Origin of the sequence: Streptomyces sp. NPDC046261 (assembly GCF_040646235.1) — a bacterium.
In the GTDB taxonomy this organism is placed as follows: Bacteria; Actinomycetota; Actinomycetes; order Streptomycetales; family Streptomycetaceae; genus Streptomyces.
Window position 1 is genome coordinate 500,154 of sequence record NZ_JBEYZU010000001.1, and the last position, 22,389, is coordinate 522,542.

Annotated in this window: 15 protein-coding genes; 9 read left to right on the top strand and 6 right to left on the bottom strand. The window is 74.2% G+C overall.

What is annotated here, in order from left to right:
* Positions 1 to 4 precede the first annotated feature (4 nt).
* Complete coding sequence (locus tag ABZ956_RS02355) at positions 5 to 1,399, top strand: cellulase family glycosylhydrolase (RefSeq protein WP_361885647.1); 1,395 nt, start codon at positions 5 to 7, stop codon at positions 1,397 to 1,399.
* Between the two features lie 80 nt (positions 1,400 to 1,479).
* Here the strand turns inward: ABZ956_RS02355 and ABZ956_RS02360 are convergent, their stop codons facing one another.
* On the bottom strand, positions 1,480 to 2,277 hold the full coding sequence (locus ABZ956_RS02360; protein ID WP_361885650.1) for a helix-turn-helix transcriptional regulator: 798 nt from the start codon (positions 2,275 to 2,277) through the stop codon (positions 1,480 to 1,482).
* On the bottom strand, positions 2,277 to 3,149 hold the full coding sequence (locus tag ABZ956_RS02365) for a DUF4097 family beta strand repeat-containing protein (RefSeq protein ID WP_361885653.1): 873 nt from the start codon (positions 3,147 to 3,149) through the stop codon (positions 2,277 to 2,279). The genes ABZ956_RS02360 and ABZ956_RS02365 overlap by 1 nt, the downstream gene beginning before the upstream one ends.
* Before the next feature lie 115 nt (positions 3,150 to 3,264).
* On the opposite strand from ABZ956_RS02365, the gene ABZ956_RS02370 reads away from it, so the two are divergent.
* Complete coding sequence (locus ABZ956_RS02370) at positions 3,265 to 4,101, top strand: hypothetical protein (protein ID WP_361885655.1); 837 nt, start codon at positions 3,265 to 3,267, stop codon at positions 4,099 to 4,101.
* Positions 4,102 to 4,132: 31 nt separating this feature from the next.
* Here ABZ956_RS02370 and ABZ956_RS02375 read toward each other — a convergent pair whose 3' ends face one another.
* The gene (locus ABZ956_RS02375) at positions 4,133 to 4,312 is read right to left on the bottom strand and encodes a DUF6104 family protein (RefSeq protein ID WP_361885658.1); all 180 of its coding nucleotides are present in this window, start codon (positions 4,310 to 4,312) and stop codon (positions 4,133 to 4,135) included.
* A 147-nt stretch (positions 4,313 to 4,459) separates the two neighbouring features.
* On the opposite strand from ABZ956_RS02375, the gene ABZ956_RS02380 reads away from it, so the two are divergent.
* From ABZ956_RS02380 to fxsT, 7 genes are all read left to right on the top strand, one after another.
* Positions 4,460 to 4,867: a CU044_2847 family protein gene (locus tag ABZ956_RS02380; RefSeq protein ID WP_361885661.1), complete on the top strand. Its 408-nt coding sequence runs from the start codon at positions 4,460 to 4,462 to the stop codon at positions 4,865 to 4,867.
* The gene (locus tag ABZ956_RS02385; RefSeq protein WP_361885664.1) at positions 4,864 to 7,026 is read left to right on the top strand and encodes a trypsin-like peptidase domain-containing protein; all 2,163 of its coding nucleotides are present in this window, start codon (positions 4,864 to 4,866) and stop codon (positions 7,024 to 7,026) included. Before ABZ956_RS02380 ends, ABZ956_RS02385 begins: the two co-directional genes overlap by 4 nt.
* Before the next feature lie 164 nt (positions 7,027 to 7,190).
* Entirely contained in the window at positions 7,191 to 8,195 is a 1,005-nt protein-coding gene (locus tag ABZ956_RS02390; protein WP_361885667.1) for a MoxR family ATPase, read from the top strand.
* Between the two features lie 6 nt (positions 8,196 to 8,201).
* The gene (locus ABZ956_RS02395; protein WP_361885670.1) at positions 8,202 to 11,333 is read left to right on the top strand and encodes an SAV_2336 N-terminal domain-related protein; all 3,132 of its coding nucleotides are present in this window, start codon (positions 8,202 to 8,204) and stop codon (positions 11,331 to 11,333) included.
* 109 nt (positions 11,334 to 11,442) lie between these two features.
* Positions 11,443 to 11,754, top strand: coding sequence for a hypothetical protein (locus ABZ956_RS02400; RefSeq protein WP_361885673.1), 312 nt, complete (start codon positions 11,443 to 11,445; stop codon positions 11,752 to 11,754).
* 116 nt (positions 11,755 to 11,870) lie between these two features.
* Entirely contained in the window at positions 11,871 to 13,280 is a 1,410-nt protein-coding gene (locus ABZ956_RS02405) for an HEXXH motif-containing putative peptide modification protein (RefSeq protein ID WP_361885676.1), read from the top strand.
* Positions 13,281 to 13,339: 59 nt separating this feature from the next.
* Positions 13,340 to 16,357 (top strand): FxSxx-COOH system tetratricopeptide repeat protein, encoded by a 3,018-nt coding sequence (gene fxsT / locus ABZ956_RS02410; protein WP_361885678.1) that lies wholly within the window; start codon positions 13,340 to 13,342, stop codon positions 16,355 to 16,357.
* 80 nt (positions 16,358 to 16,437) lie between these two features.
* On the opposite strand, the gene ABZ956_RS02415 is transcribed toward fxsT, so the two are convergent.
* From ABZ956_RS02415 to ABZ956_RS02425, 3 genes are all read right to left on the bottom strand, one after another.
* A complete protein-coding gene (locus tag ABZ956_RS02415) occupies positions 16,438 to 20,238 on the bottom strand; it encodes a multifunctional oxoglutarate decarboxylase/oxoglutarate dehydrogenase thiamine pyrophosphate-binding subunit/dihydrolipoyllysine-residue succinyltransferase subunit (protein ID WP_361885681.1) in 3,801 nt (1,266 codons plus the stop codon).
* A gap of 240 nt (positions 20,239 to 20,478) precedes the next feature.
* On the bottom strand, positions 20,479 to 21,591 hold the full coding sequence (locus tag ABZ956_RS02420) for a HAMP domain-containing sensor histidine kinase (RefSeq protein WP_361885683.1): 1,113 nt from the start codon (positions 21,589 to 21,591) through the stop codon (positions 20,479 to 20,481).
* A complete protein-coding gene (locus ABZ956_RS02425) occupies positions 21,588 to 22,325 on the bottom strand; it encodes a response regulator transcription factor (protein ID WP_361885686.1) in 738 nt (245 codons plus the stop codon). Before ABZ956_RS02425 ends, ABZ956_RS02420 begins: the two co-directional genes overlap by 4 nt.
* Positions 22,326 to 22,389 lie beyond the last annotated feature (64 nt).

The window sequence follows — 22,389 nt, forward strand, 5'->3', positions numbered from 1 at the left end:
ACGGATGCCGAAGAGACGCTTGCGCACGGCGGCGTTCCTCGCCGTAACCGCTGTCCTGGCACTTCTCGCCCCCACGGCCGAGGCCCGTACGGACCCCGGCATACCCCGCCTGACCGACGGGACCGGCCGCGTCCTGACCCTGCGCGGCTGGAACCTCGCGGACAAGGAGAACCGGGGCGAGCACGCCCTGGAGGACATCACCGAACGCTCCCTGCGCGACCTCGCCGCGCACGGCTTCAACTTCGCCCGCCTGGCGGTCTTCTGGGACGACCTGGAGCCGGAGCGCGGCCGCTACAGCGAGCGCTACCTACGCAAGATCGAACGGGTCCTCGACTGGGCCCACCGCTACCGGATCCGGGTCGTCATCGACGCCCACCAGGACGTCTACGGCCCCGCGTTCGGCACCCACCGGGGCATCCCGGCCTGGGCCACGCGCACCGACGGACTGCCCTACAACCCGCATCCGGACGACTGGTTCGCCGAGTACTTCGAGCCCGCCGTGCAGGCCGCCTTCGAGCACCTCTACGAGGACGAGGACCTGCGCCGCGCGCAGACCCGCATGTGGCAGGTCCTGGCCGGGCGCCTCGCGCATCACCCGGCCGTGTTCGGCTACGACCTGATCAACGAGCCGATGGGCCGGATGCGGCCGGGCGAGGACATGTTCCAGGCCGCACGCCGCATCGAGGCAACACAGATCACCCCGATGTACAACCGCGTCGCGGACGCGATCCGCGCCGTCGACCGGCGCCACTGGCTCTTCATCGAACCCACCCCGGCCGCCGGCGAGGGCAAACGCACGGGCCTGGGCCGCGTGGACGACCCCAAGGTCGTCTACGCGCCGCACTTCTACAACGCCGCGATGGAGGCGGGCCGGGACTACGACCCCGCCTCCGGCTGGCTGGAGCGCTACGAGGCCGAGATCGTCCACTATCCCCGCGAACAGCGGGTGCCGGTCGTGGTCGGCGAATGGGGCCCGCGCGACAGCTCGCTGCCCAACATGGGCCGCTTCTACGAGGAGGCCATCGCCTCCATCGGCCGGTACGCCTCCGGCTGGGCGGGCTGGGCCTGGTGCTACGGCGGCGGCTACTGCGCGCTGGAGCGGGACGGCACGCGCTTCCAGCCGAACAAGGAGCGCACGGTGCGGCCGTATGCGGCGGCTGTGGCGGGGGTGGTGCGGTCGGAGTCGTACGAGGAGGGGCGGTACCGGGTGTCGTACGTGGCGGGTTCCCGGGGGGTGACGGAGGTGTGGGTGCCGGCCTTGCCGGGGGGCTGGCGGGTGTCGGTGACTGGGCCTGCGTGGGCCGATGTGCCGGCTGTGCCGCCGGGGCGGGGTGGCACGGTGACGGTACGGGCGCTGCCCTTTGGTGGGACGGTCACCGTGACGGTGACGTCACCGTAGAAACCGGGGGGCGGTGCGGGTCCGTCGTTCCGTTGTGCCCACCCGTTCCGCCCTGCGGAACGATTGCCCACAACGGGGGGCTAGCGGAGGATTGTTGTTACTTGGGCTGCCGTCTTCTTCAAGTGGGTGCGGATTTCTTCCAGTTGAACTTCCGTCACTCCGTAGTCCCGAGCCGTGTCGCGGATCTCGTCGCGGAAGCGGTCCAGGAGGCGGTCGAGTTCGCGGGACGGTTCCTTCGAGGGGGACTGGCCGGCCAGGGCGCCCAGTTCCTTCGCCAGGGCGTTGACGCCCTCCACGATGCCCGACGGCCAGTCCTTGACCTGCTCCCGCACGCGCTCCTGGATGCGCAGCACCTCTTCCCGCGCGTGCTCCTGGGCCTGCCGCGCCTCCTGCCGGGCGCGGCGGCTCTCCTCCTTCGCCCGGCGGGCCTGCTCCTTCCACTCCTCCCTGGCCCGCCGCAGCTCCTCCTTCGCCCCGGCGAAATCACCCGTGCGCGCCTGCCGCGCGGCCTCCCGCATCTCGCGGCGCAAGTCGCCGGCCGCCCCCCGCACGTCCTCGCGGATGTCCGCGGCGAGGGCGGCGACGGACTCGCGGATCTCCAGCTCCAGCTCGGCCAGCTCCCCCTGCCGGTCGGCGAGTTCGGCGCGCCCGGCGTCGGTGATGGAGTACACCTTGCGGCCGCCCTCGGTGGCGTGCGTGACCAGGCCCTCGGCCTCCAGCTTGGCCAGCCGGGGGTAGACGGTGCCGGCGGAGGGCGCGTACAGCCCCTGGAAGCGCTCCTCCAGCAGGCGGATGACCTCGTAGCCGTGGCGCGGGGCCTCGGCGAGCAGCTTGAGGAGGTACAGGCGCAGTCGGCCGTGGGCGAAGACGGGGGGCATCAGAGGACCTTTCCCTGGGCGGGGGCGTCGGCGGGCTCGCCCTGCGACGGCGGCCGCCGCAGCAGGGCGACGGCACCGGAGACGGTGGTGACCTTCAGCCGCCCGCGGCCCGCGCCCAGCGTGCCCGTGATGCGCTTGGCGCCCCACTGCCCGCTGATCCGCAGGTCGTCGAAGGCGCAGGAAACCCGGCCGCTGGTGGTGTTGGCGTCCACCTCGGCGCCGACCTCGGCGTCGGCGGGGTGCGGCAGCCGGACGGCCACCTCGCCGGAGACGCTGGTGAGGCTGAGGGAGGGGTGCGTGACGGTGCCCGAGACGTCGACGAGCATGTCGCCGCTGACGGACTCCGCCCGGACGCTGCCGCCGGCGCTCTCCAGGAGCGTGAGGTCGCCGGAGACGGAGTTGAAGCGCAGGTCCCCGCCGAGGGACTGGGCCTCCAGATCCCCGGTGACGGTCTCCGCCCTGACCGCGCCGCTCACGCCGACGAGCGTGGTGTCGCCGCAGACGCCGCGCACGTCCGTGGCGCCGGAGATGCCGGAGACGACGGCGGCTGCGCCGATGACGCCGACTTCCACGCGCGTGGCCGTCGGGACGGTCAGCGTCACGGTGACGCTGCGCTTCCACGCCGTGGGGTCGAGCCAGGTGAGGAAGTTCTTCCAGGGCAGGTCCCGGTAGGCGACGGTGAGGGTGCCGCCGTCGAGGGTGACGTCGAGCGGCGGCCCCTCGATGTCGGACAGCTCGAGCCGCGCGGGGCCGCTGTCGGTGCCGACGACGTTGACGGTGCCGCCCGCGACGCGCACCTTCAGCGCCGTGACCGGCTCCTCGAAGGTGAGCTTGTGCGGATCGGCGATCGACCACTCGGACTGGCCCGGCATGTGCGGCCCTCCTTCGGGAAGCAGGCCCCGACGCAACATATCGCGTCTTGGAATAGACACGATATATCGCGGTCGGGTGAAGTCAAGGGCTGTCGGCGTGGCTTAGCGTTGACACATGTCCGCTACTGATCACAGCCGGGCGGCGGGGGTACTGCTGCTCTGCCGGGCCGAGCCCGACCGTGTCCGTCCATCCGCGCAGCTCCTGCGCGAGCCGCTGCTCCTCGCCCCGGCGGGCGAGGAGTGGAGCGTGCTGGTGCCGGGGGAGGAGTCCTGGCAGGACGAGGACACGAACCTCGCCGCGATCACCGCCGAGTGGGCGCACGCCCTGACGGTCGCCGAGACCTGGCCGGCCGTCGGACTGTGGTGGGACGAGGAGGGCGCGGGCTTCGTGGTCGCCTCGGGCTTCCGCCGCACGGTCGGCTACACCTGGCTCGCGGACGGTTCCCCGCTGGGGGAGGAGAGCGCGCTGACGGCCCTGCGGGCCCGGCTCGGGCTCGACCCGGTGCTGGACGCGGCGGCGTTCGACCGGCTGACCCACCCGGACTCCGACGCGGACGCCCCGGCCCGGGTGCTCGGCCTCGTCGCCGTACTGGCCCGTGCGGGCCTGCACCTGCCGACGGGCCTCACCCCGGGCTCGTCCGCGCGGGACCTGCGACGGGCGGCGGGGGCGGCCCCGCACGCGGAGCCGGTGGAGTGGCCCGGGTGGCGCGAGGCGGTACGGACCGGCCTCGACGCCTCGGAACAGGGCCGGCTGGGGGAGTGGATACGCGGCCCGAAGGCCCGCGCCCTGGGCGCCGCGGAGCTCGCGACGGGCCTGTCGCTGCTGGTCTTCGCCCGGCGCGGGCACGGGTCCCGGCGCGGCTGGACGGTGGCGGGAGCGGTCCTCGTGGCGGACGGCGCCCTGACGATCGCCTACGACGCCTGGCGCGCCCGGGGCGGCCCGGGCCGCTAGGGTCCGGGCCCCTGCCGGGCCTGCGGGGCGGCTACTCGTCGTCCTCGTCGTCGAGCCGCGCCAGCCACGTCGCGAGGCGCTCGACCGGGACCTCGAAGTCGGGGTTGAGGTCGACGAACGTGCGCAGGTGTTCGGCCACCCAGCCGAGGGTGACCTCCTCCTCGCCCCGCCGGTTCTCCAGCTCCTCGATGCCGCGGTCGGTGAAGTACAACGTGTTCTCCGTCGGTGATGGTCAGGGGTGGGCGGACGGTCCCGCCCAGGATAGGCGGCGTACGCCCGGCTGCCTTGGCCAGGACCTCTCGCGCCGGTGCGATCAGAGGACTAGCCTGCTGCATCATCTGCGTAACGGGGGTGGCGGGTGGCTGACGGGATCACGCAGGTCCGGCTCGACGACGGCACGGTCGTCTGGGCGCGGGTCACGGAGGCGCAGGAGCTGCGGGGCGGGACGTCGGGGGGCGCATACGAGGACTCGAGCCCGTCCGGCGCGGCCCGGCGCGTGGCCGATATGGCGGGCGGGCTCGCCGATGTCGCCCGCGGCGTCGTGGGATCGCTGCGCATGGGGCTCGCCGCGGCCCGGCCGCACGAGGTCACCGTGGAGTTCGGCATCGAGCTGGCCGCCTGGGCCGGACACGTCATCAGCCTCATCGCCGACGGCGACGGCAAGGCGTCGATCAAGGTGACGCTCACCTGGACCGAACGCGGCGACGAACGCGGAAGCGGGAGCGGGGGCGGCGACGGGCGCGGGGACGGGGGCGGCGCTTCTTGAGCGCCCTGGACGGAACCGTGCGCCGTGCGGTCGTACGCATCTCCGCACCCGGCGGCGGGTATGACCGCTCCGGCGCCCGGTTCTGGGGCAGTGGCTTCTTCATCGCCCCCGGATGGGTCCTGACCTGCGCCCACGTCGTGGGGAACGGAGGTGGTGACGTGCTGCGCGGAGCGACGGCCGTCGACATCACCGACGCGCGGGAGCGCACGAGCGAGGGCCGGGTGGCGCTCGCCGTGCCGTTCCCGGCCGACCCCGACCTCCCGCCCCGGCCCTGGGGCCTGCCGGACCTGGCGCTGGTGGAGGTGGCGGGGGCCGACGACGCCGAGTGCCTGTGGCTCAGCGACCGTTCGGCGATCGTGCCCGCCCCCATCAGCCTGCACGGCTGGTCGCAGGACACCGGCGAGCTCGCCCTGCGCTTCGGCCTCGGCACCGCCAACGGCGGCGACGGCAGGGACGGCGCCGCGATGCTGCTGCGCGGCGAGATCCCGGTGGAGGGCTGCTCGGGCGGGCCCGTCGTGGACACCGGACGGGGCGCCGTCATCGGCGTCAGCAAGGGCCGCGGCAAGGACACCGCGGGCCTGGCCGTACCGATCACCGCGCTGCGCCGCATCGCCAACGAGCGCCCCGGCCGCGACCGGCTGCACGCGGTCATCCGCGCCCACGACCGCCACCACCTGCGCCGCTACCGCACCGTCGGCACCGGCGGCAGCTGGACGGGCCTGCAACAGGCGCTGCGCCCGGCACCGGCGGACGGCTTCACGCCCGTCCTGCGCACCCATCTCTTCGCCCGGCTGGCGGAGTTGACCCCGCCCGAGACGCCCGGCGAGGTGATGCTGCTGGTCGAGGCGGCCAAGCGGCGGGTGATCCAGGACCCGTACCAGCCGGGCGTCGAGCACGACCCGCGCACCTGGCGCGAGGGCGTGGGCCTGCTGTACGACCTGCGCGACGGCGGCGACCGGGCGGGGCGGGCCAAGGAGACGGGGCCGGACCGGGACCTGGAGCTGGAGGCCGTGCTGCTCTACGCGGCACGGGTCGCGGCGGCCGTGAGCCGGCTCGGCGAGGGCCGCGACCTGGCGCCGCTGCGCGAGCTCGGCAGCTGGCTCGTGGGACAGGCCGAACCGCTGCCCGACGTCATACGCGAGGACATCCACCAGATCCTGCACGGCGGCGCGGACGACACGCGGGCGGCGGGGCCGCGCGGGAGCGCCCCGCCGGGCACCGTCGAGCTGCGCAAGCCCGAGCGCCGGGACCTGGCGCCCGGCGCGGCCGCCGCGGCCGAGACCCGGGCCCGCGCGGACGTGCTGGTCGAGATCGACCAGCGGCTCTACGGCGACCGTTACCCCTGGCGCGTGAAGCTGCTGCTGGAGGACGGCGTCGTCACCCCGCTGCGCGCCGACGAGGACGGCGTGCCCCGGGCGCGGCTGCGCGAGACCCTGCGCGAGCCGATCGCCGAGGCGCTGCTCCAGGGCGACGTGGGCGAATACCTGGCCGCCGTGCACGTGATGCTGCCGCGCGAGCTGTTCGACGAGCCGCTGGACGGCTGGCAGTTGTCGCCGCCCGGCGCCGCCGCCGAGGGCTTCGACCCGCACACGATGCCGCTGGGGCAGCGCCGCGTGGTGGTCGTACGGGACCGCCGGCGCCGTGACCGCCCGGCGATCCCGGAGTGGCGCCGCCGCTGGAGCGGTACGAACCGGGGTCCGCTGACCGCCGTACCGCTGCGGCGCGAGGCACCGGTGAAGGGGCACGACGGGGCGGGCCGCGAGAGCGGGCACGCGGCGTACGGGCGGCTGTCCGACGCCCCCGATACGGCCGTGCCGGTGTACTGCGGCGAGGTGGCCGCGGGCGCCGGTGCCCTGGCCATGGACGCGGCGCTCGCCGCCGGGCACGCCGTCGTGATCTGGCGCAGTTGCGCCACGGGCCATGCGGATTGCGCCGAATTCCATCGGGAAGTTTCCCGACTTGTGTGCGAGGCCAGGACCGCAGAGGGACTTCACCGGCGCATACGCAACCTCCGTATCCGCTGTGCCGACCCCGACGCCCCCGACCCCGAGGCGCTGTGGGCGCGCTCGATTGCCCTGCTCTTCGACTCACCGGCCCATCCGCCGCTGCCCGACGCGCCGTTGTACGCCCCCGGAGCCCGCCCCGACGGCCCGCCATGACGGCCCGCCCGACGCGGACGAGGGCAGTGCGGCAGGGGTCGGCAGGCCACCGGCTGGGCCGGTACCTTCGACCGGGGACCCGCAGCGGGGGGCGGGGGCCGCGGTCGAAGGTACAGCACCGGCACGGCAGGCCCAGGGGCATCACCAGCTACAAGGAGCCCAGTGTGAACGATTGGCGCATCTATCGGGGAGCCGGCCTGCCGCACGACGGAGTACGCCGGCTGCCGCCGCCCCCGCCCTGGCGGGACTTCGCCTCCTCGGGCCCCGACGCCGGGGCGGGCACCGACCCCAGCGCCGCGCGCAGGCTCGGAGTGCTGCGCCGCCTGGTGGAGAACCACCATCCCCGCCCCGAGGAGGTGGAGGCGGTCAACGCCGCCCTCTACCTGCGCCGCCCCCTCCTGGTCACCGGAAACCCCGGAACCGGCAAGTCCACTCTGGCCCACGCCGTCGCCTACGAGCTGGGGCTGGGCCGGGTGCTGCGCTGGCCCATCGTCAGCCGCTCCACCCTCCACGACGGGCTCTACCACTACGACGCCATCGCCCGCCTCCAGGACGTCCAGCTCGAACGGGCGGGCGGCACCGCCGGACAGCGCCGCTCGATCGGCTCCTACGTACGGCTCGGCCCGCTCGGCACGGCCCTGCTGCCCGCCGCGCAGCCCCGGGTCCTGCTGGTCGACGAGCTGGACAAGGGCGACCTCGATCTGCCCAACGACCTCCTCAACGTCCTGGAGGAAGGGGAGTTCCGCCTCCCCGAGCTCGAGCGGATCGCCGACCTCGAACCGGAGGTCGACGTGCTCACCGACGACGGCGAGCGGGCCGCGATCCACGGCGGCCGGGTGCGCTGCACCACCTTCCCGCTGATCGTGCTCACCTCCAACGGCGAGCGCGACTTCCCCGCCGCCCTGCTGCGCCGCTGCATCCAGCTCGACCTCGAACCGCCCGGCGAGGAGCAGCTGACGGCCATGGTCAGAGCCCACCTCGGGGACGACGCGGTGACCGACGGGGACGCGCTCATCCAACGGTTCCTCGACCGGGAACCCGGCGAGGTGATCGCCGCGGACCAGTTGCTCAACGCCCTCTTCCTCACCCAGCACGCGCCCCGCACCGAGCGCGTCACACGCGACCGGCTCGCGGACATGCTCATGCAACCCCTGGACCGTCCGAGGTGATGAGAGATGACGGCGCCCCCGGACCAGCGGCTGGGACGACTGGTCGCCCGGCTGCGGGCCGCCGACTGGGAGGTGTCGGCCGAAGAACTGGCCGACGCCCTCTGGCTGGCGCAGTGGGTCGGCCCCGGCACGGCGGCGGATCCGCCCCGGGCCCAGGACACCGCCGCCGGTGAGAGCCCCGGGCCCGCCGACCGCACCACCGACCGCACCGGCCCCGCGTCCCCCGGGCCCCGCGAGCGGCCCGGCCGGCCCCCCGCGGCCGACGCCCGGCGCCAGGAGGCGGGCGGCGAGCCCACGGCGGTGCGGCGCGCGGAGCGCTCGGCACCGGTGTCCGTGTACGTTCCGCGCGGCGGACCCGCCGCGCCCGTGGACGCCTTCCCGATACGCGTCCCCATGGCCTCGTCCCTGCCCGGCCTGCTCGGCCTCCAGCGCGCCCTGCGCCCCCTGCGCGGCTACCGCTCGCCCGCCGCGCCCACCCCGGGCCCCCTCGACGAGGACGCCACCGCCGACTCCGCCGCCCGCACCGGCATCCTCGCCCCCGTTCACCGCCCGGACACCCGGCGGGCGGTCTCCATGCAGCTGCTGATGGACACGGCCCCCTCCATGGCCGTCTGGGAGCGCATGCTGGAGGAACTCCGCCAGACCTGTGCCCAGCTGGGCGTCTTCCGCGACGTCCAGGTGCGCTACCTGCACCGGGGCGACGACGGCACGCCACTGGTCGGCACCACCGCCTCGCCCGGCGCCCCCGGAGAGGCCCGCCACCTGCGGCCGCGCCCCGCCGACCAGTTCCGCGACCCCACCGGGCGCCGCCTCACCCTGGTGATCAGCGACTGCGTGGGCGCCCTCTGGCAGGAAGGCCGGGCCCAACGCCTCCTCCACCACTGGGCGCTGACCTCACCCCTGGCGGTCGTCCAGCCCCTGCCGCCGCGCCTGTGGCCGCGCACCGCCCTGCCCGCCGACGCCGGGTGGCTCACCCGCGACGCCGCCACCGGCGGCCGGCTGCGCTTCGACCCCGAGGGCTACGGACCACCGCCCGGCCCCGGCGCCCTGCCCGTACCCGTCCTGCTGCCCACCCGCGACGCGCTGGGCACCTGGGCCCGGCTGCTGTCCGGGCCCGGCCGCACCGGCGTGCACGGCGCCGCCGGATGGCTGCTGCCCCGGCACCCCGCCCGTGCCGTGCCCGCGCCCGGCGAACGCGCCGCGCGCGGCGCCGACGACCTCCTCAGGTCCTTCCGCGCGGCCGCCTCGCCGGGCGCGCTGCGCCTCGCCGTGCACCTGGCGGCCGTACCCCTGACCCTGCCGGTCATGCAGGTCGTCCAGCGGGCGATGCTGCCCGACACCGGGCCCATGGAACTGGCCGAGGTGCTGCTGAGCGGACTGCTGTGGCGGCTGCCCGGCACGGGCCCCGACCCCGGGGCCGGACAGGGGTACGAATTCGCCGACGGGGTACGGGAGATGCTGCTGCAGTCGCTCGACCAGAGCGCCGCCGCCCTCGTGCTCAAGCACTGCTCCGACTACGTCGAACGCCACTTCGGCAAGAGCGCCCGCAACTTCTCCGCCCTCGCCGCCGCCCAGCTCTCCGGCCGCCCCCCGCGGGACGCCGGCGCCGGGCCCGCCGCCCCCGAGCCGGCCGCGGACGTCCGTACAGAGCTCGCCGCACCGGCCGAGCCGGAGCTGTTCGCCGAGGTGCCCGCCCGCGTGGTCCGCTGGTACCAGCCCGTACCCGTCGAGAGCGGCCCCGTGGGCGAGGCGGAGCGGCTGCTGCGCCTGTGGCACGTCCAGGCCGACCCCACCCTGCTCCACGAGGCCCGCGCCCACGCCGCCCCGGCCGCCGCCGCCTTGCCGGAGGCGGGCGGGGCCGCCGAGGGCATACGGGCCCGCCTCGTCCTCGGCGAAGTACTGCGCGCCCTGGCCGGCACCGAGTCCGTACGCCACGACCCCGCCCAGCGGCACGCGATCCTGACGGAGGCAGTCGCCCTGCTCACCGAGGCCCACGACCACACCGAGCCCGGCACCGGCCGGCACACCGCGGCCGCCCTGGAACTGGCGGCCGCCCACCACGACCGCTGGCGCGCCGACGGCGACCGCGAACACCTGCTCGCCGCCGAACGGACCCTGCGCGCCCTACCTCCCGGCACCCCGGCGCGCCACCTGCGCCTGGGCCGGGTGCTGCTCGCGCTGGCCCGCTCCGGCCCCGACCCCGTGCCCCCGGCCACCGAGGCCGCCGCCGAACTGCGCGTCGCCTGCGAGCTGCTGGAGTCCGCCGAGGCACCGGACATCCAGCGCTGCGCCGCCCTCCTCGACCTCGCCCGGGCGCTGCGGCACTCCGGCGCGCCCGCCGCCGAGGCCCTCACCGCCCTGGCCCGCGCCCGGGAGACGGCCGCCGACGACGTCCAGGAGCTGTACTGCCGCATCGAACAGGCCCGCGCCCACGCGGCGGCCGGAAGCCGGCCGGAGGCCGACGACGCCTACACCGCGGCGGTCTCCCTCGCCGGCCGCGACAGCGTCCGGCGGGGCGAACTGCTCCTGGAGTGGGGCGAGTCGCTGCTGAGCCGCGCCCAGGAGGACGACGGACCACCGGACCCCGGCGGCCTCGCCCCCGACCCGGTCGCCCGCGCCGAGGCGGTGCTGCGCGAGGCGTTCGCGGTGAGCCCCGGCAGGTCGCCGCTGCGGCCGCGGACCCAGCTCCTGCTCGGCCGCGCCCTGGTCCTGCGGTTCGCACGGCACGGGTTCCCGCCCGACCTCTACGAAAGCTGTCACCTGCTGGAACAGGCGGCCCGCCGCGCCGAGGACGGCGCCGTGCGCGCCGAGGCGTGGCTGGAGCTGGGCATCGCCCGGCTGGCGCTGCGCGAGCGCCAGGGCACCGTACCCCTGGCCGACGCCGCCGCGGCCTTCGACGCGGCGGCCAAGGAAGCCGCCCGCCTGCCCACGCCCGACGGCCCGGGCTCGGTCACCGCGGCCCGCGCCCTGCACCGCTACGCCGACGCCCTGGAGCGCATGGGCCTGCGCCGGACCGCGCTGGCCGCCTACCGCGACGCCCAGCGCCACTGGCGCGACCTGACGGCCCGGCTGGCCCCCGTGCCGTGGGCGGAGGTAGCGGCGACCCGGGAGAGCGTGGCACGCCTCACCGACACCTGACCCGGATGTCCGGTCCCGATCCGAACGTGTTTCCGCCCTACGGGCCTTGGGAAGAACCGTGCAGCCGCGGGGGCCGCTCCCGGCGGATGGCGGCAGGGAGGAGCGAGAGGTGCCTGAGCACAAGTACGCCGCTACGGCCCAACGGAACGGCTGCACGGAGGTGCCGTCCCTGCCCGACCTCACGGGCGTGGGCCTACGGGCCCTGCGCACGGACAGAACCCCCGACCTGTCGGCCGCGGTGGAGCGCGCCCTGTCGTTCCCGGCCGAATTCGGCGAGACCTGGTACTCCGACAGCACCGAAGCCGGCCTGTGGCGCGCCACAACGGAAGCGACCGACCGGCCGGCCCCCGGCCCGGGAAGGCCCCCGCGCCGCCGCGCCGCACCACCGCCGCCGCGCGGCGGGGCGGATGCCGGGCTGTGACGGGCGGCGAGGGAAGCGGCCAAGCCGCCTGGGGCGCGGCGGGCGATGCCCGGAACGGGGAAGAGCCCGCGCCGCCGGGGCGCGCCGCCGTCCCGCCGCAGGGCGGATGCCCGCCCGTGACGGGCGACGACGGAAACCGCCGAGCGTCCCCGGGCGCTCCGGCCGGGGCCCGGGGCGACGGAGCGTCCGTACCGCCGGAGGGCACAGCGGTGCCGCCGCGGGGCCCGCGTGCCGCCGCTCTCGCGCTGCTGGCCCGGACGCGGTCCGCGTCCGGGGATCTCGGGCTGCTTCTCGACGGGGCCCACAGCCGGCGGCTGGTGCTGCTCAAGTCCCTGCTGACGCGGCTCGAACGGCGCCCCGGCGCCGTGCCGGGCCCCGTCCTCGAACGCTTCGAGGCGCACTGGCGGCTGCTGGAGCGCGCCGAGGCCCGTTATCCGCGCGCGGTGCGCGACACGCTCGGCTACCCCTCGGTGGGCACCTGGCTGACCCGTACGCTGACCGCCCCCGACGGGGACGTTCTCGCCGACTGCCTCGAGCACTTCGGCTCCGTCGCCGCGGCCGCCGCCCTGCGGGCGGGCGACCGCTTCACCCTGGAGCTGCCGGCCCCCGGCGGCCGCCTCGCCCTGCCGGGCACCGGGCTCCTGGAGGCCGGCGCCCCCACCGTGCGGCTGACCTGCCACGGCCGTACCGCCCACCTGACGCCCGGGGGCCGGCGCGGCGGGCCCGTGCTGCTGCGGCTCCCGGGCCGGACCGCCGGTACGGGCGCGGGCTGGCGGGGCCTCGCGCGGCTGCCCGGCAGCGGCGCGTTCCTCGACGACCTCGACCCCTACCGGGCCCCGGCCGAAGGCGTCGGCAGCGCCGCCCTGCTCGCCGCCGGCCCGGACCGGACCGCCGGCGAGCCCTGGGTCCGGCGCTGGAGAGCGGCGCTCGCCCTGCTGCGGGCCGTCGACCGGGCCCGGGCCGCGGAGGTCACGGCGCTGCTGCGCTGTGTGGTGCCGCTCGCCCGCCCGGCCTCCCACGGGCGCGGCGGCCCGAAGGTGAGCGCGACGTTCCGGGCGGCGCCCGGCGCCGTGTTCGCCACCCTCCCCGACTCCGCGGCCGACCTCGCCGAGGTCCTCGTCCACGAGACGCAGCACAGCAAACTGTCCGTCCTCCACGACCTCCTGCCGCTGCACGAGGCCGGCCCGCGCGAGGTCTACCGCGTGGCGTGGCGCGCCGACCCGCGCCCCTTCGCCGGCGTCCTCCAGGGCACGTACGCGCACTTGGCCCTGGCCGACTTCTGGACCCGCGCGGCGCTCCGCCACCCCCTCGCGCCCGGCGCCCCGCGTGGCGCGCACGCGCGCCGCGATTCCTACCTCCGGCAGGTCGCGGAAGCCCTCCCCATCCTGCTTGAATCGGCTGAACTGACAGAGGCCGGGCGGCAGTTCGCGACCGGCATGGACCGGCACCTCGCGGCCCTCGCGCGGGCGGCCGGCAAGCGCGCCACAGCTTTTGGCGCTATGTCACCATTTGGTGACGTACGGTAATCTTGCGTCCGTGTCGGCTCCGGGCCGGCACAGTGCGAAGGAACAAGGGAGACGTGCGGATGGCCACGCAGCGGCAAGCGGCCGGCACCGGCGCGCAAGGGCGAGTCGGCGAGCACTTCGTCGTCGTCTTCGCCGGGTTCCACCGGCCCTGGGCCACCTGGATCGCCCACCGGCTGGAGAGCCACGGCCACCGCGTGACCCTCCACCGCTGGGACCCGCCCCGCGAAGTGCCCCTGGAGAGCGCCCTCGGCGACCTGCTGCTGGCCTCCGGCCGCATACTGCTGGTCCTCAGCGACTGGTTCTTCCAGCTCGGCCCCCGCCCCGAGGCCGAGTGGAACGAGGCGCTGCGCGGCGTGGTCCACGCCCACTCCGAGCGGTTCGCCGCCGTCAACCTCACCAACCGCGCGCTGCTGCCCGCCACGGCCGTCCTCGAGCCCGTCGACCTGTGGAGCGTGGGCGCCCAGGAGGCCGAGCGCCGCCTGCTGGGCCGGCTGGGCCTGCCGCCCGCCCCCGCCCGCCGCCCGCTGCCCGCCGGCCCCGGCTCCCGCTACCCCAACGACCCCCCGGCCGTATGGGGCGAGGTGCCCCGCCGCAACGTCCGCTTCACCGGCCGCGACGACCTCCTCAACCGGCTCCAGCAGCGGCTGATGGACGCCGACCAGGGCACAGCCGTCGTCACCCTCGTGGGCATGGCCGGCATCGGCAAGACCCAGATGGCCGCCGAATACGCCCACCGCTTCAGCTCCGACTACGACGTCGTGTGGTGGGTCAACTCCGACACCCGCGGCACCCTGCGCGAACGCCTGGGCGAACTCGCCCCCGAACTGGGCCTGGCCGCCGGCTCCGAACCCGGCGAGCGCATCCGGGCCGTCCAGGAGGCGCTGCGCCGCGGCGACCCGTACGGCCGCTGGCTGCTGATCTTCGACGGCTGGGACGACATCGACACCGCCGGGGAGCTGCTCCCCGAGGGCCCCGGCCACGTCCTGATCACCTCCCGCAACCGCAGCTGGAGCGAGAGCCGGACGAACCTGGTCGAGATCCCCGGGTTCGAACGCCACGAGTCCACCGGCTACCTCATGCGCCGCGCGCCCCGCATCACCGCCGCCCAGGCCGACGAGGTCGCCGCCGAGCTCGGCGACATCCCGCTCGCCCTCGTCCAGGCCGCCGCCTGGCTCGGCGAGTCGGACATGGACGTCCCCGACTACCTGCGCATGGTCCGCGACGGCGAGCTGTCCGAACTGGCCGACCAGGGCGGCTTCGACGGCGTACCGCGCTCCTCCCTCACCTCCTGGTCGATACTGATCAACCGGCTCCGGGACTCCCAGCCGCACGCGGTCGAGCTGCTCTCGCTGTGCGCCGCCTTCGCCCCCGGCCGCATCCCCATCGGTCTCGTCCGCCACCTGCGGCCCGCCGAGCTGCCCGAGTCCCTCGCCTGGCTCACCAGCGACCTCACCGGCTGGACCCGGGCCCTGGACACCCTCGTCAACTACTCCGTCCTCACCCGGGACACCCGCAGCGCCCTCGCCGGCGAGGAACCGGGCCCGGAGCAGGAGTCGGTGCACATGCACCGCATCGTCCACGACATCGTCGCCCGCCTCACCTCGCCCGAGGACCGCAGGCTGTACCGCAAGGTCGTGTGCCGCACCCTCGCCGCGGCCGACCCCGGCAACGCCCAGGACTCCCGGCTGTGGCCCCGCTACGCCGAGCTGCTGCCCCACCTCGAGCCCTCCGGCGCCCTGAGCAGCCGCAACGAACGCGTCCAGGAGACGGTGCTGAACCTGCTGCGCTACTGCTACCGCAGCGGCGAGTTCCGCACCGGCGTCGAGCTGGCCGAGCAGGTGCGCGAGCACTGGTCGGAGCTCTGCCCGCCGGAGCACCCGCGCATGATCGAGCTCAGCACCCAGCAGGGCAACATCCTGCGTGCCAACGGCGCCTTCCGCGCCGCCTACGAACTCGACCGCGAGATGCTGGACCGGCTGCGCGCCACCCCCGGCCACGACGGCGCCGGCCTGATGACCGCCACCAGCTGCCTCGCCGCCGACCAGCGCTACCTCGGCCAGTACACCGAGGCCCTCCAGACCCAGCGCGAGGTCCTGGAGACCGCCCTCGAACTCTTCGGCCCCGACGACTACCTGACCCTCCTCGCCCAGCACAACCTCGGCGCCGGTCTGCGGCTGCTCGGCCGCTACAGCGAGGCCTACGACATCGACCTGGAGACGCTGCGCAAACGCGAGTCCCTGCTGCGCGCCCGGCACGCCGCCACCCTGGTCTCCGGCATCGCCTGCGCCCGCGACCTGCGGCTGATGGGCCGCTACCGCGACGCCCTGGCCCGCCAGGAGCTCGGCATGCGCCTGCACATCCAGACGCTGGGCCCCCAGCATCCGCAGACCCTGCGCGCCCGGCACAACCTGGTGCTGTGCGAGCGCCGCGCCGGCTCCCCGCAGGACGTCGGCGGCGCCATGGCCAGCCTGCTCGAACAGACCGAGCAGGTGCACGGCCGCGGTCACTACGCCACCCTCGGCCTCCTCGTCGACTACGGCAACTACGCCCGCGAACACGGCGACCTCCAGCAGGCCAGGGACCTCAACGCCGAGGGCGAGCACGGCTTCCGCGAACTCCTCGGCCCCGCCCACCCCATCAGCACCGGCATGCTCTCCAACACCGGCCTCATCCTGCAGGCGGCCGGCGACCGCGCCGAGGCCCTGACCATGTTCGAATCCGCTCTCGCCGGCCTGACCGCCACCCTCGGCCCCGACCACCCCTGGGTCCTGGGCTGCGCCCTCAACACCGCCGGCGGCCGCAACTTCACCGGCCGCCTCGACAGCGCCCAGGAACTCAGCCGCAGCACCCTCCGCCGAGCCCGCCACTCCCTGGGCGCGGACCACCCCCTCACCCTCTCCTGCGAGGTCGCCCTGGCCATGGACCTCCGCGGCCTGCGCGAACACGAGGAGGCCGGCAAGGTCGAGGAGGACGCCCTCCAACGCCTGACCCGGACCCTGGGCGCCCAGCACCCGCACACGCTGTCGGCGCGGCAACGGGTCCGGCCCTACTGGGACTTCGAGCCGTATCTGGGGTGAGCGCGAACGGCACCGGGCCCCCACCGCCGAAGCGGTGGGGGCCCGGTGCCGTACTACCGGCCGGTCGACGGTCGACGACGTCAGGCGTCGAAGACCTCGGCGACCAGAGCCTGCTGCTCCGCCTGGTGGCGCTTGGCCGAGCCGACCGCCGGGGAGGAGGAGTGCGGCCGGGAGATCCGGCGCAGTCGCTCGCGGGCCGGAACGTCGGCGCCCACGGCCAGGTCCAGGTGGTCGATCAGGTTCAGCGCGATGAACGGCCACGCACCCTGGTTCGCCGGCTCCTCCTGCGCCCAGATGTACTTCTCGGCGTTCGGGAACTTGGCGATCTCGGCCTGGAGCTCCGCACCCGGCAGCGGGTAGAGGCGCTCGAGCCGGATGAGGGCGGTGTCGGTCACGCCGCGCTTCTCCCGCTCGGCGACCAGGTCGTAGTAGACCTTGCCCGCGCAGAAGACGACCTTGCGGACGGCGTTCGCGTCGACGTTCTCGTCGCCGATCACCGGGCGGAAGCCGCCGGTGGTGAACTCCTCCGCCTTCGACGCCGCGGCCTTCAGACGCAGCATCGACTTCGGGGTGAAGACGATGAGCGGCTTGTGGTGCGGGTTGTGGACCTGCCAGCGCAGGAGGTGGAAGTAGTTCGACGGCAGCGTCGGCATGGCGACCGTCATGTTGTTCTGCGCGCACAGCTGCAGGAAGCGCTCGACGCGGGCCGAGGAGTGGTCCGGGCCCTGGCCCTCGTAGCCGTGCGGCAGGAGCAGCGTGACGCCGGAGGTCTGGCCCCACTTCTGCTCGGAGGAGGAGATGAACTCGTCGACGATGCTCTGGGCACCGTTGACGAAGTCACCGAACTGCGCCTCCCACATCACCAGCGCGTCCGGGCGGGCCAGCGAGTAGCCGTACTCGAAGCCCATCGCCGCGTACTCGCTCAGCAGCGAGTCGTAGACGTTGTAGCGGGCCTGGTCCTCGGACAGGTACAGCAGCGGCGTGAAGTCCTCGCCGGTCTCCCGGTCGACGAGCACCGCGTGGCGCTGGCCGAAGGTGCCGCGGCGGGAGTCCTGGCCGGCGAGCCGGACCGGGGTGCCCTCCATCAGCAGGGAGCCGAAGGCGAGGGTCTCGCCCATGCCCCAGTCGATGGTGCCGTCCTCGACGCTGGAGGCGCGGCGCTGCAGCTGCGGCAGCAGACGCGGGTGCACGGTGACCGACTCGGGCAGGTTGACCTGCGACTCGGCGATCCGCTTGACGACCTCCTGGGAGATCGCGGTGTCCACGTGCACCGGGAACTCGGGCTGCGGGGCCGGGACCTCGGTGGGGGCCGGGGCCGTGTCGGCCTCCCGGACCTCCATGAAGACCTTCTCCAGCTGGCCCTGGTAGTCCTGCAGCGCCTGCTCGGCCTCTTCCAGCGTGATGTCGCCGCGACCGATGAGGGACTCGGTGTACAGCTTGCGCACCGAGCGCTTCTTGTCGATCAGGTCGTACATCAGCGGCTGGGTGAAGCCCGGGTTGTCGGACTCGTTGTGGCCGCGGCGGCGGTAGCAGATCAGGTCGATGACGACGTCCTTGTTGAACGCCTGGCGGAACTCGAAGGCCAGCCGCGCGACGCGGACCACGGCCTCCGGGTCGTCACCGTTCACATGGAAGATCGGCGCCTCGATCATCCGGGCGACGTCGGTGCAGTACATCGACGAGCGCGAGGACTCCGGCGGCGCGGTGAAGCCGACCTGGTTGTTGATGACGATGTGCACGGTGCCGCCGGTGCGGTAGCCACGCAGCTGCGACATGTTCAGGGTCTCGGCCACGACGCCCTGGCCCGCGAAGGCCGCGTCGCCGTGCAGCTGGATCGGCAGGACGGTGAAGTCCGTGCCGGCCTTGCCGATGATGTCCTGCTTGGCGCGGGCGATGCCCTCGACGACCGGGTCGACCGTCTCCAGGTGGGAGGGGTTGGCGGCCAGCGAGACGTTGATCTGCTCGCCGTCCAGGCCGGTGAAGACGCCCTCGGCACCCAGGTGGTACTTCACGTCGCCGGAGCCGTGCATCGACTTCGGGTCGAGGTTGCCCTCGAACTCGCGGAAGATCTGCGCGTAGGACTTGCCGACGATGTTGGCGAGGACGTTGAGGCGGCCGCGGTGGGCCATGCCGATGACGGCCTCGTCCAGGCGGGCCTCGGCGGCCGCGTCCAGCACGGCGTCCAGCAGCGGGATGACGGACTCGCCGCCCTCCAGCGAGAAGCGCTTCTGGCCGACGTACTTCGTCTGCAGGAACGTCTCGAACGCCTCGGCCGCGTTCAGCCGGCGCAGGATGCGCAGCTGCTCCTCGCGCTCGGGCTTGGAGTGCCCGCGCTCGACGCGGTCCTGGATCCACTTGCGCTGCTTGGGGTCCTGGATGTGCATGAACTCGATGCCGGTGGTGCGGCAGTACGAGTCGCGCAGCACGCCCAGGATGTCGCGCAGCTTCATCATCGACTTGCCGGCGAAGCCGCCGACCGCGAACTCCCGCTCCAGGTCCCACAGGGTGAGGCCGTGCTCGGTGATGTCGAGGTCGGGGTGCTTGCGCTGGCGGTACTCCAGCGGGTCGGTGTCGGCCATGACGTGGCCGCGGACCCGGTAGGAGTGGATCAGCTCGAAGACGCGGGCGGCCTTGGTGACGTCGTCGTCGTGCGAGGCGTCGATGTCCTTGAGCCAGCGGATCGGCTCGTAGGGGATGCGCAGCGCTTCGAAGATCTCGTCGTAGAAGCCGTTCTCGCCCAGCAGCAGCTGGTGCATGATCCGCAGGAACTCGCCGGAGGCGGCGCCCTGGATCACCCGGTGGTCGTACGTCGAGGTCAGCGTCATGACCTTGGAGATGCCCAGCTTGTTCAGGGCGTCCTGCGAGGTGCCCTGGAACTCGGCCGGGTAGTCCATGGCGCCGACGCCGATGATCAGGCCCTGGCCGGGCATCAGGCGCGGCACGGAGTGCACGGTGCCGATGCCGCCGGGGTTGGTCAGCGACGCGGTGACCCCGGTGAAGTCGTCCATCGTCAGCTTGCCGACCCGGGCGCGGCGGACGATGTCCTCGTACGCCTGCCAGAACTCGAAGAAGTTGAGCGTCTCGGCCTTCTTGATGGCCGCGACCACGAGCTGACGGTCGCCGTTCGGCTTGACCAGGTCGATCGCCAGGCCGAGGTTGACGTGCTCGGGCTTGACGAGGGTCGGCTTGCCGTCCTTCTCCATGAAGGAGTGGTTCATCGACGGCATCAGCTTCAGCGCCTGCACCATGGCGAAGCCGATGAGGTGCGTGAAGGAGACCTTGCCACCGCGGGCACGCTGCAGGTGGTTGTTGATGACGATGCGGTTGTCGAACAGCAGCTTCACCGGGACGGCACGGACGGACGTGGCCGTCGGCAGCTCCAGGGAGGCGTTCATGTTCTTGGCGACCGCGGCGGACGGACCGCGCAGCGTCACCAGCTCCGGGCCGGCGGCCGGCTCGGCCGGCTTCGCGGCGGGGACCGGCTTGGCGGCGGGAGTCTTGGCGACGGGCTTCGCCGGTGCCTGCGGGGCGGCCGGGGCCGCCTTCGGGGCGGCGGCCGGAGCCGGGGCCGGGGCGGCGGGTGCCGCGCCCGGCTGTGCGGCGGCCGGGGCCGCCGCGACGGGCTGCGCGGTGGGCGCAGCGGGAGTGCCGGGGGTCTCGCCCCCGGTCAGCGGCTGCGGCGGCGTGGCCCCCGCAGTGCCCGGCTTGTAGTCGGCGAAGAAGTCCCACCAGGCTCGGTCGACCGAGTTCGGGTCCTGGAGGTACTGCTGGTAGATCTCGTCGACGAGCCACTCATTGGGACCGAACACGTCGGCAGGACTCTTGCCCTGCCCCTCTTGGTCGGTCGAGACGCTCGAGGTGTTGGGGGACTGTGGCGACACGGCGGCAACCGCCCTCTTCCGCTTCCTAAGGTGGTGGACAGCGGGAATAAAGGCTACGCCTGTCGGGACCTTAGATGCAGGCCACCCGGGCCAGTCGTCGCCTAAGTCACACTCTGCCCCGGGTTTCGGGGCATGACCAGGCGGGAAAACCCGGAGGTTCCGATTCTCCCCGGGCTTCCCGGGTGCGCCGAAGCCTGCCCCGCATCCGGTTGGATGTGTGCTCCCACTACCGACCCTACGTCAAGTCTGTTCCCGAGGTCCGCCCGGAAGAGTGACCCGGATGCGGCAGCCCCGGGGGGATTCGGCCACCCCTATGCTCCCGCCGTGCAGGTCGACCGCCCAGCGCGCGATGGCCAGGCCCAGGCCCGTACCCCCGTCGTGGCCCGGCCCCTGCTTGCCGTACGGGCCCCGGTTGAAGCGCTCGAAGACCCGGTGCCGCTCGGCCTCGGGGATGCCGGGCCCCTCGTCGAGGACCTCCAGGGCCAGCGACTGGGCCCCCTCGCCCCGGCGGGCCCGCACCGTCACCCGGCCGTGCGGGGGGCTGTGCTTGACGGCGTTGTCCACCAGGTTGGCCACCACCTGGTGCAGCCGCTCCGCGTCCGCGTGTGCCGTCAGCTCCGGCGGCGAGACGTCCAGGTGCAGATGGACGTCCTTGCGGGCGCGCGGCGACGCTCCGCTGCCGCAGGCCATGCTCGCCTCCTTCAGCACCCCGGCCAGGTACGGCCACACCTCGAAGCGCCGGGCGTGCAGTGGCACCACGCCGTTGTCCAGCCGCGAGAGGTCCAGCAGCTGCTCCACCAGCCGGCCCAGCCGTTCGGTCTGGCGCAGCGCGGTGCGCATGGTCTCCGGATCGGCGGCGGAGACCCCGTCCACCACGTTCTCCAGCACGGCCCGCAGCCCCGCGATGGGGGTGCGCAGCTCGTGCGACACATTGGCGACGAGCTCCTTGCGGTGGGTGTCCACCGCCTCCAGGTCCGCCGCCATCCGGTTGAAGGCGATGGCCAGGTCGCCGAACTCGTCCCGGCGGGCGGCCCGCACCCGCCGGGTGTAGTCGCCCTGGGCCATCGACCGGGTGACCTCGGTCATCTCGTCCAGCGGCGCGGTCAGGCCGTGCGCCACGAACTGGGTGATCAGCAGCGAGGCGATGATCGAGAAGATGGTGATCACCCGGATCTCGGTCGCCGAGTGGAGCGCGACGAAGACCAGGAGGGTCGTGATCACCACCGACCCGATGACGAGCGCGCCCAGGGCCGCCTTCACCGACCGGTACGGGTCCAGCGGCCGCAGCGCCTCCCATATGCGGCCCCACAGGCCCGGTGGCGGCTGCCTGTCGCCGGGCAGGGAAGCGCTCATGCCGCCGGGGTCTCCAGCGCGTAGCCGACCCCGTGGACCGTACGGATACGCTCCGCCCCGATCTTGCGGCGCAGCGCCTTGATGTGGCTGTCCACGGTCCGGGTGCCCGAGGCGTCCGCCCAGTCCCACACCTCGGCCAGCAGCTGCTCGCGGGAGAGGACCGCGCGCGGGGTGTTGGCCAGGCAGACCAGCAGGTCGAACTCGGTCGGCGTCAGGTGCACGTCCGAGCCGCGCACCCGCACTCTGCGCTGCGCGTGGTCGATCTCGAGCTCCCCCAGGCGCAGGATGCCGCTGCGCGGCGTGTGCGCGGCCAGCGTCGCCCGCTCCACCCGGCGCAGCAGGACGTGCACCCGGGCCGCCAGCTCGCGCATCGAGAACGGCTTGGTCATGTAGTCGTCCGCCCCGACGCCGAGGCCGACCAGCATGTCGGTCTCGTCGTCGCGCGCGGTGAGCATCAGGACCGGCACGGGCCGCTGCGCCTGCACCCTGCGGCATACCTCCAGGCCGTCGAAGCCGGGCAGCATGACGTCCAGGACCAGCAGGTCCGGCTGCCACGCCTCCGCGGTGTCCACGGCCGCGGGCCCGTCCGCGGCGGTACGTACTTGAAATCCCTCGGCCCGCAACCGGGCCGCGATGGCGTCGGTGATCGTCCTGTCGTCCTCGACGATCAGTACCCGGCGCTGTGCCCCGGCAGAGGCTGCGGCGCCGCTCGGGCCGATGTGTGTCTGCTCCATGCGCCCCGCCCCTAGCGTCTTCCCGTAGCGTTTTCGCTACCAGTCCTGCAGGTGTGGAAGGCAG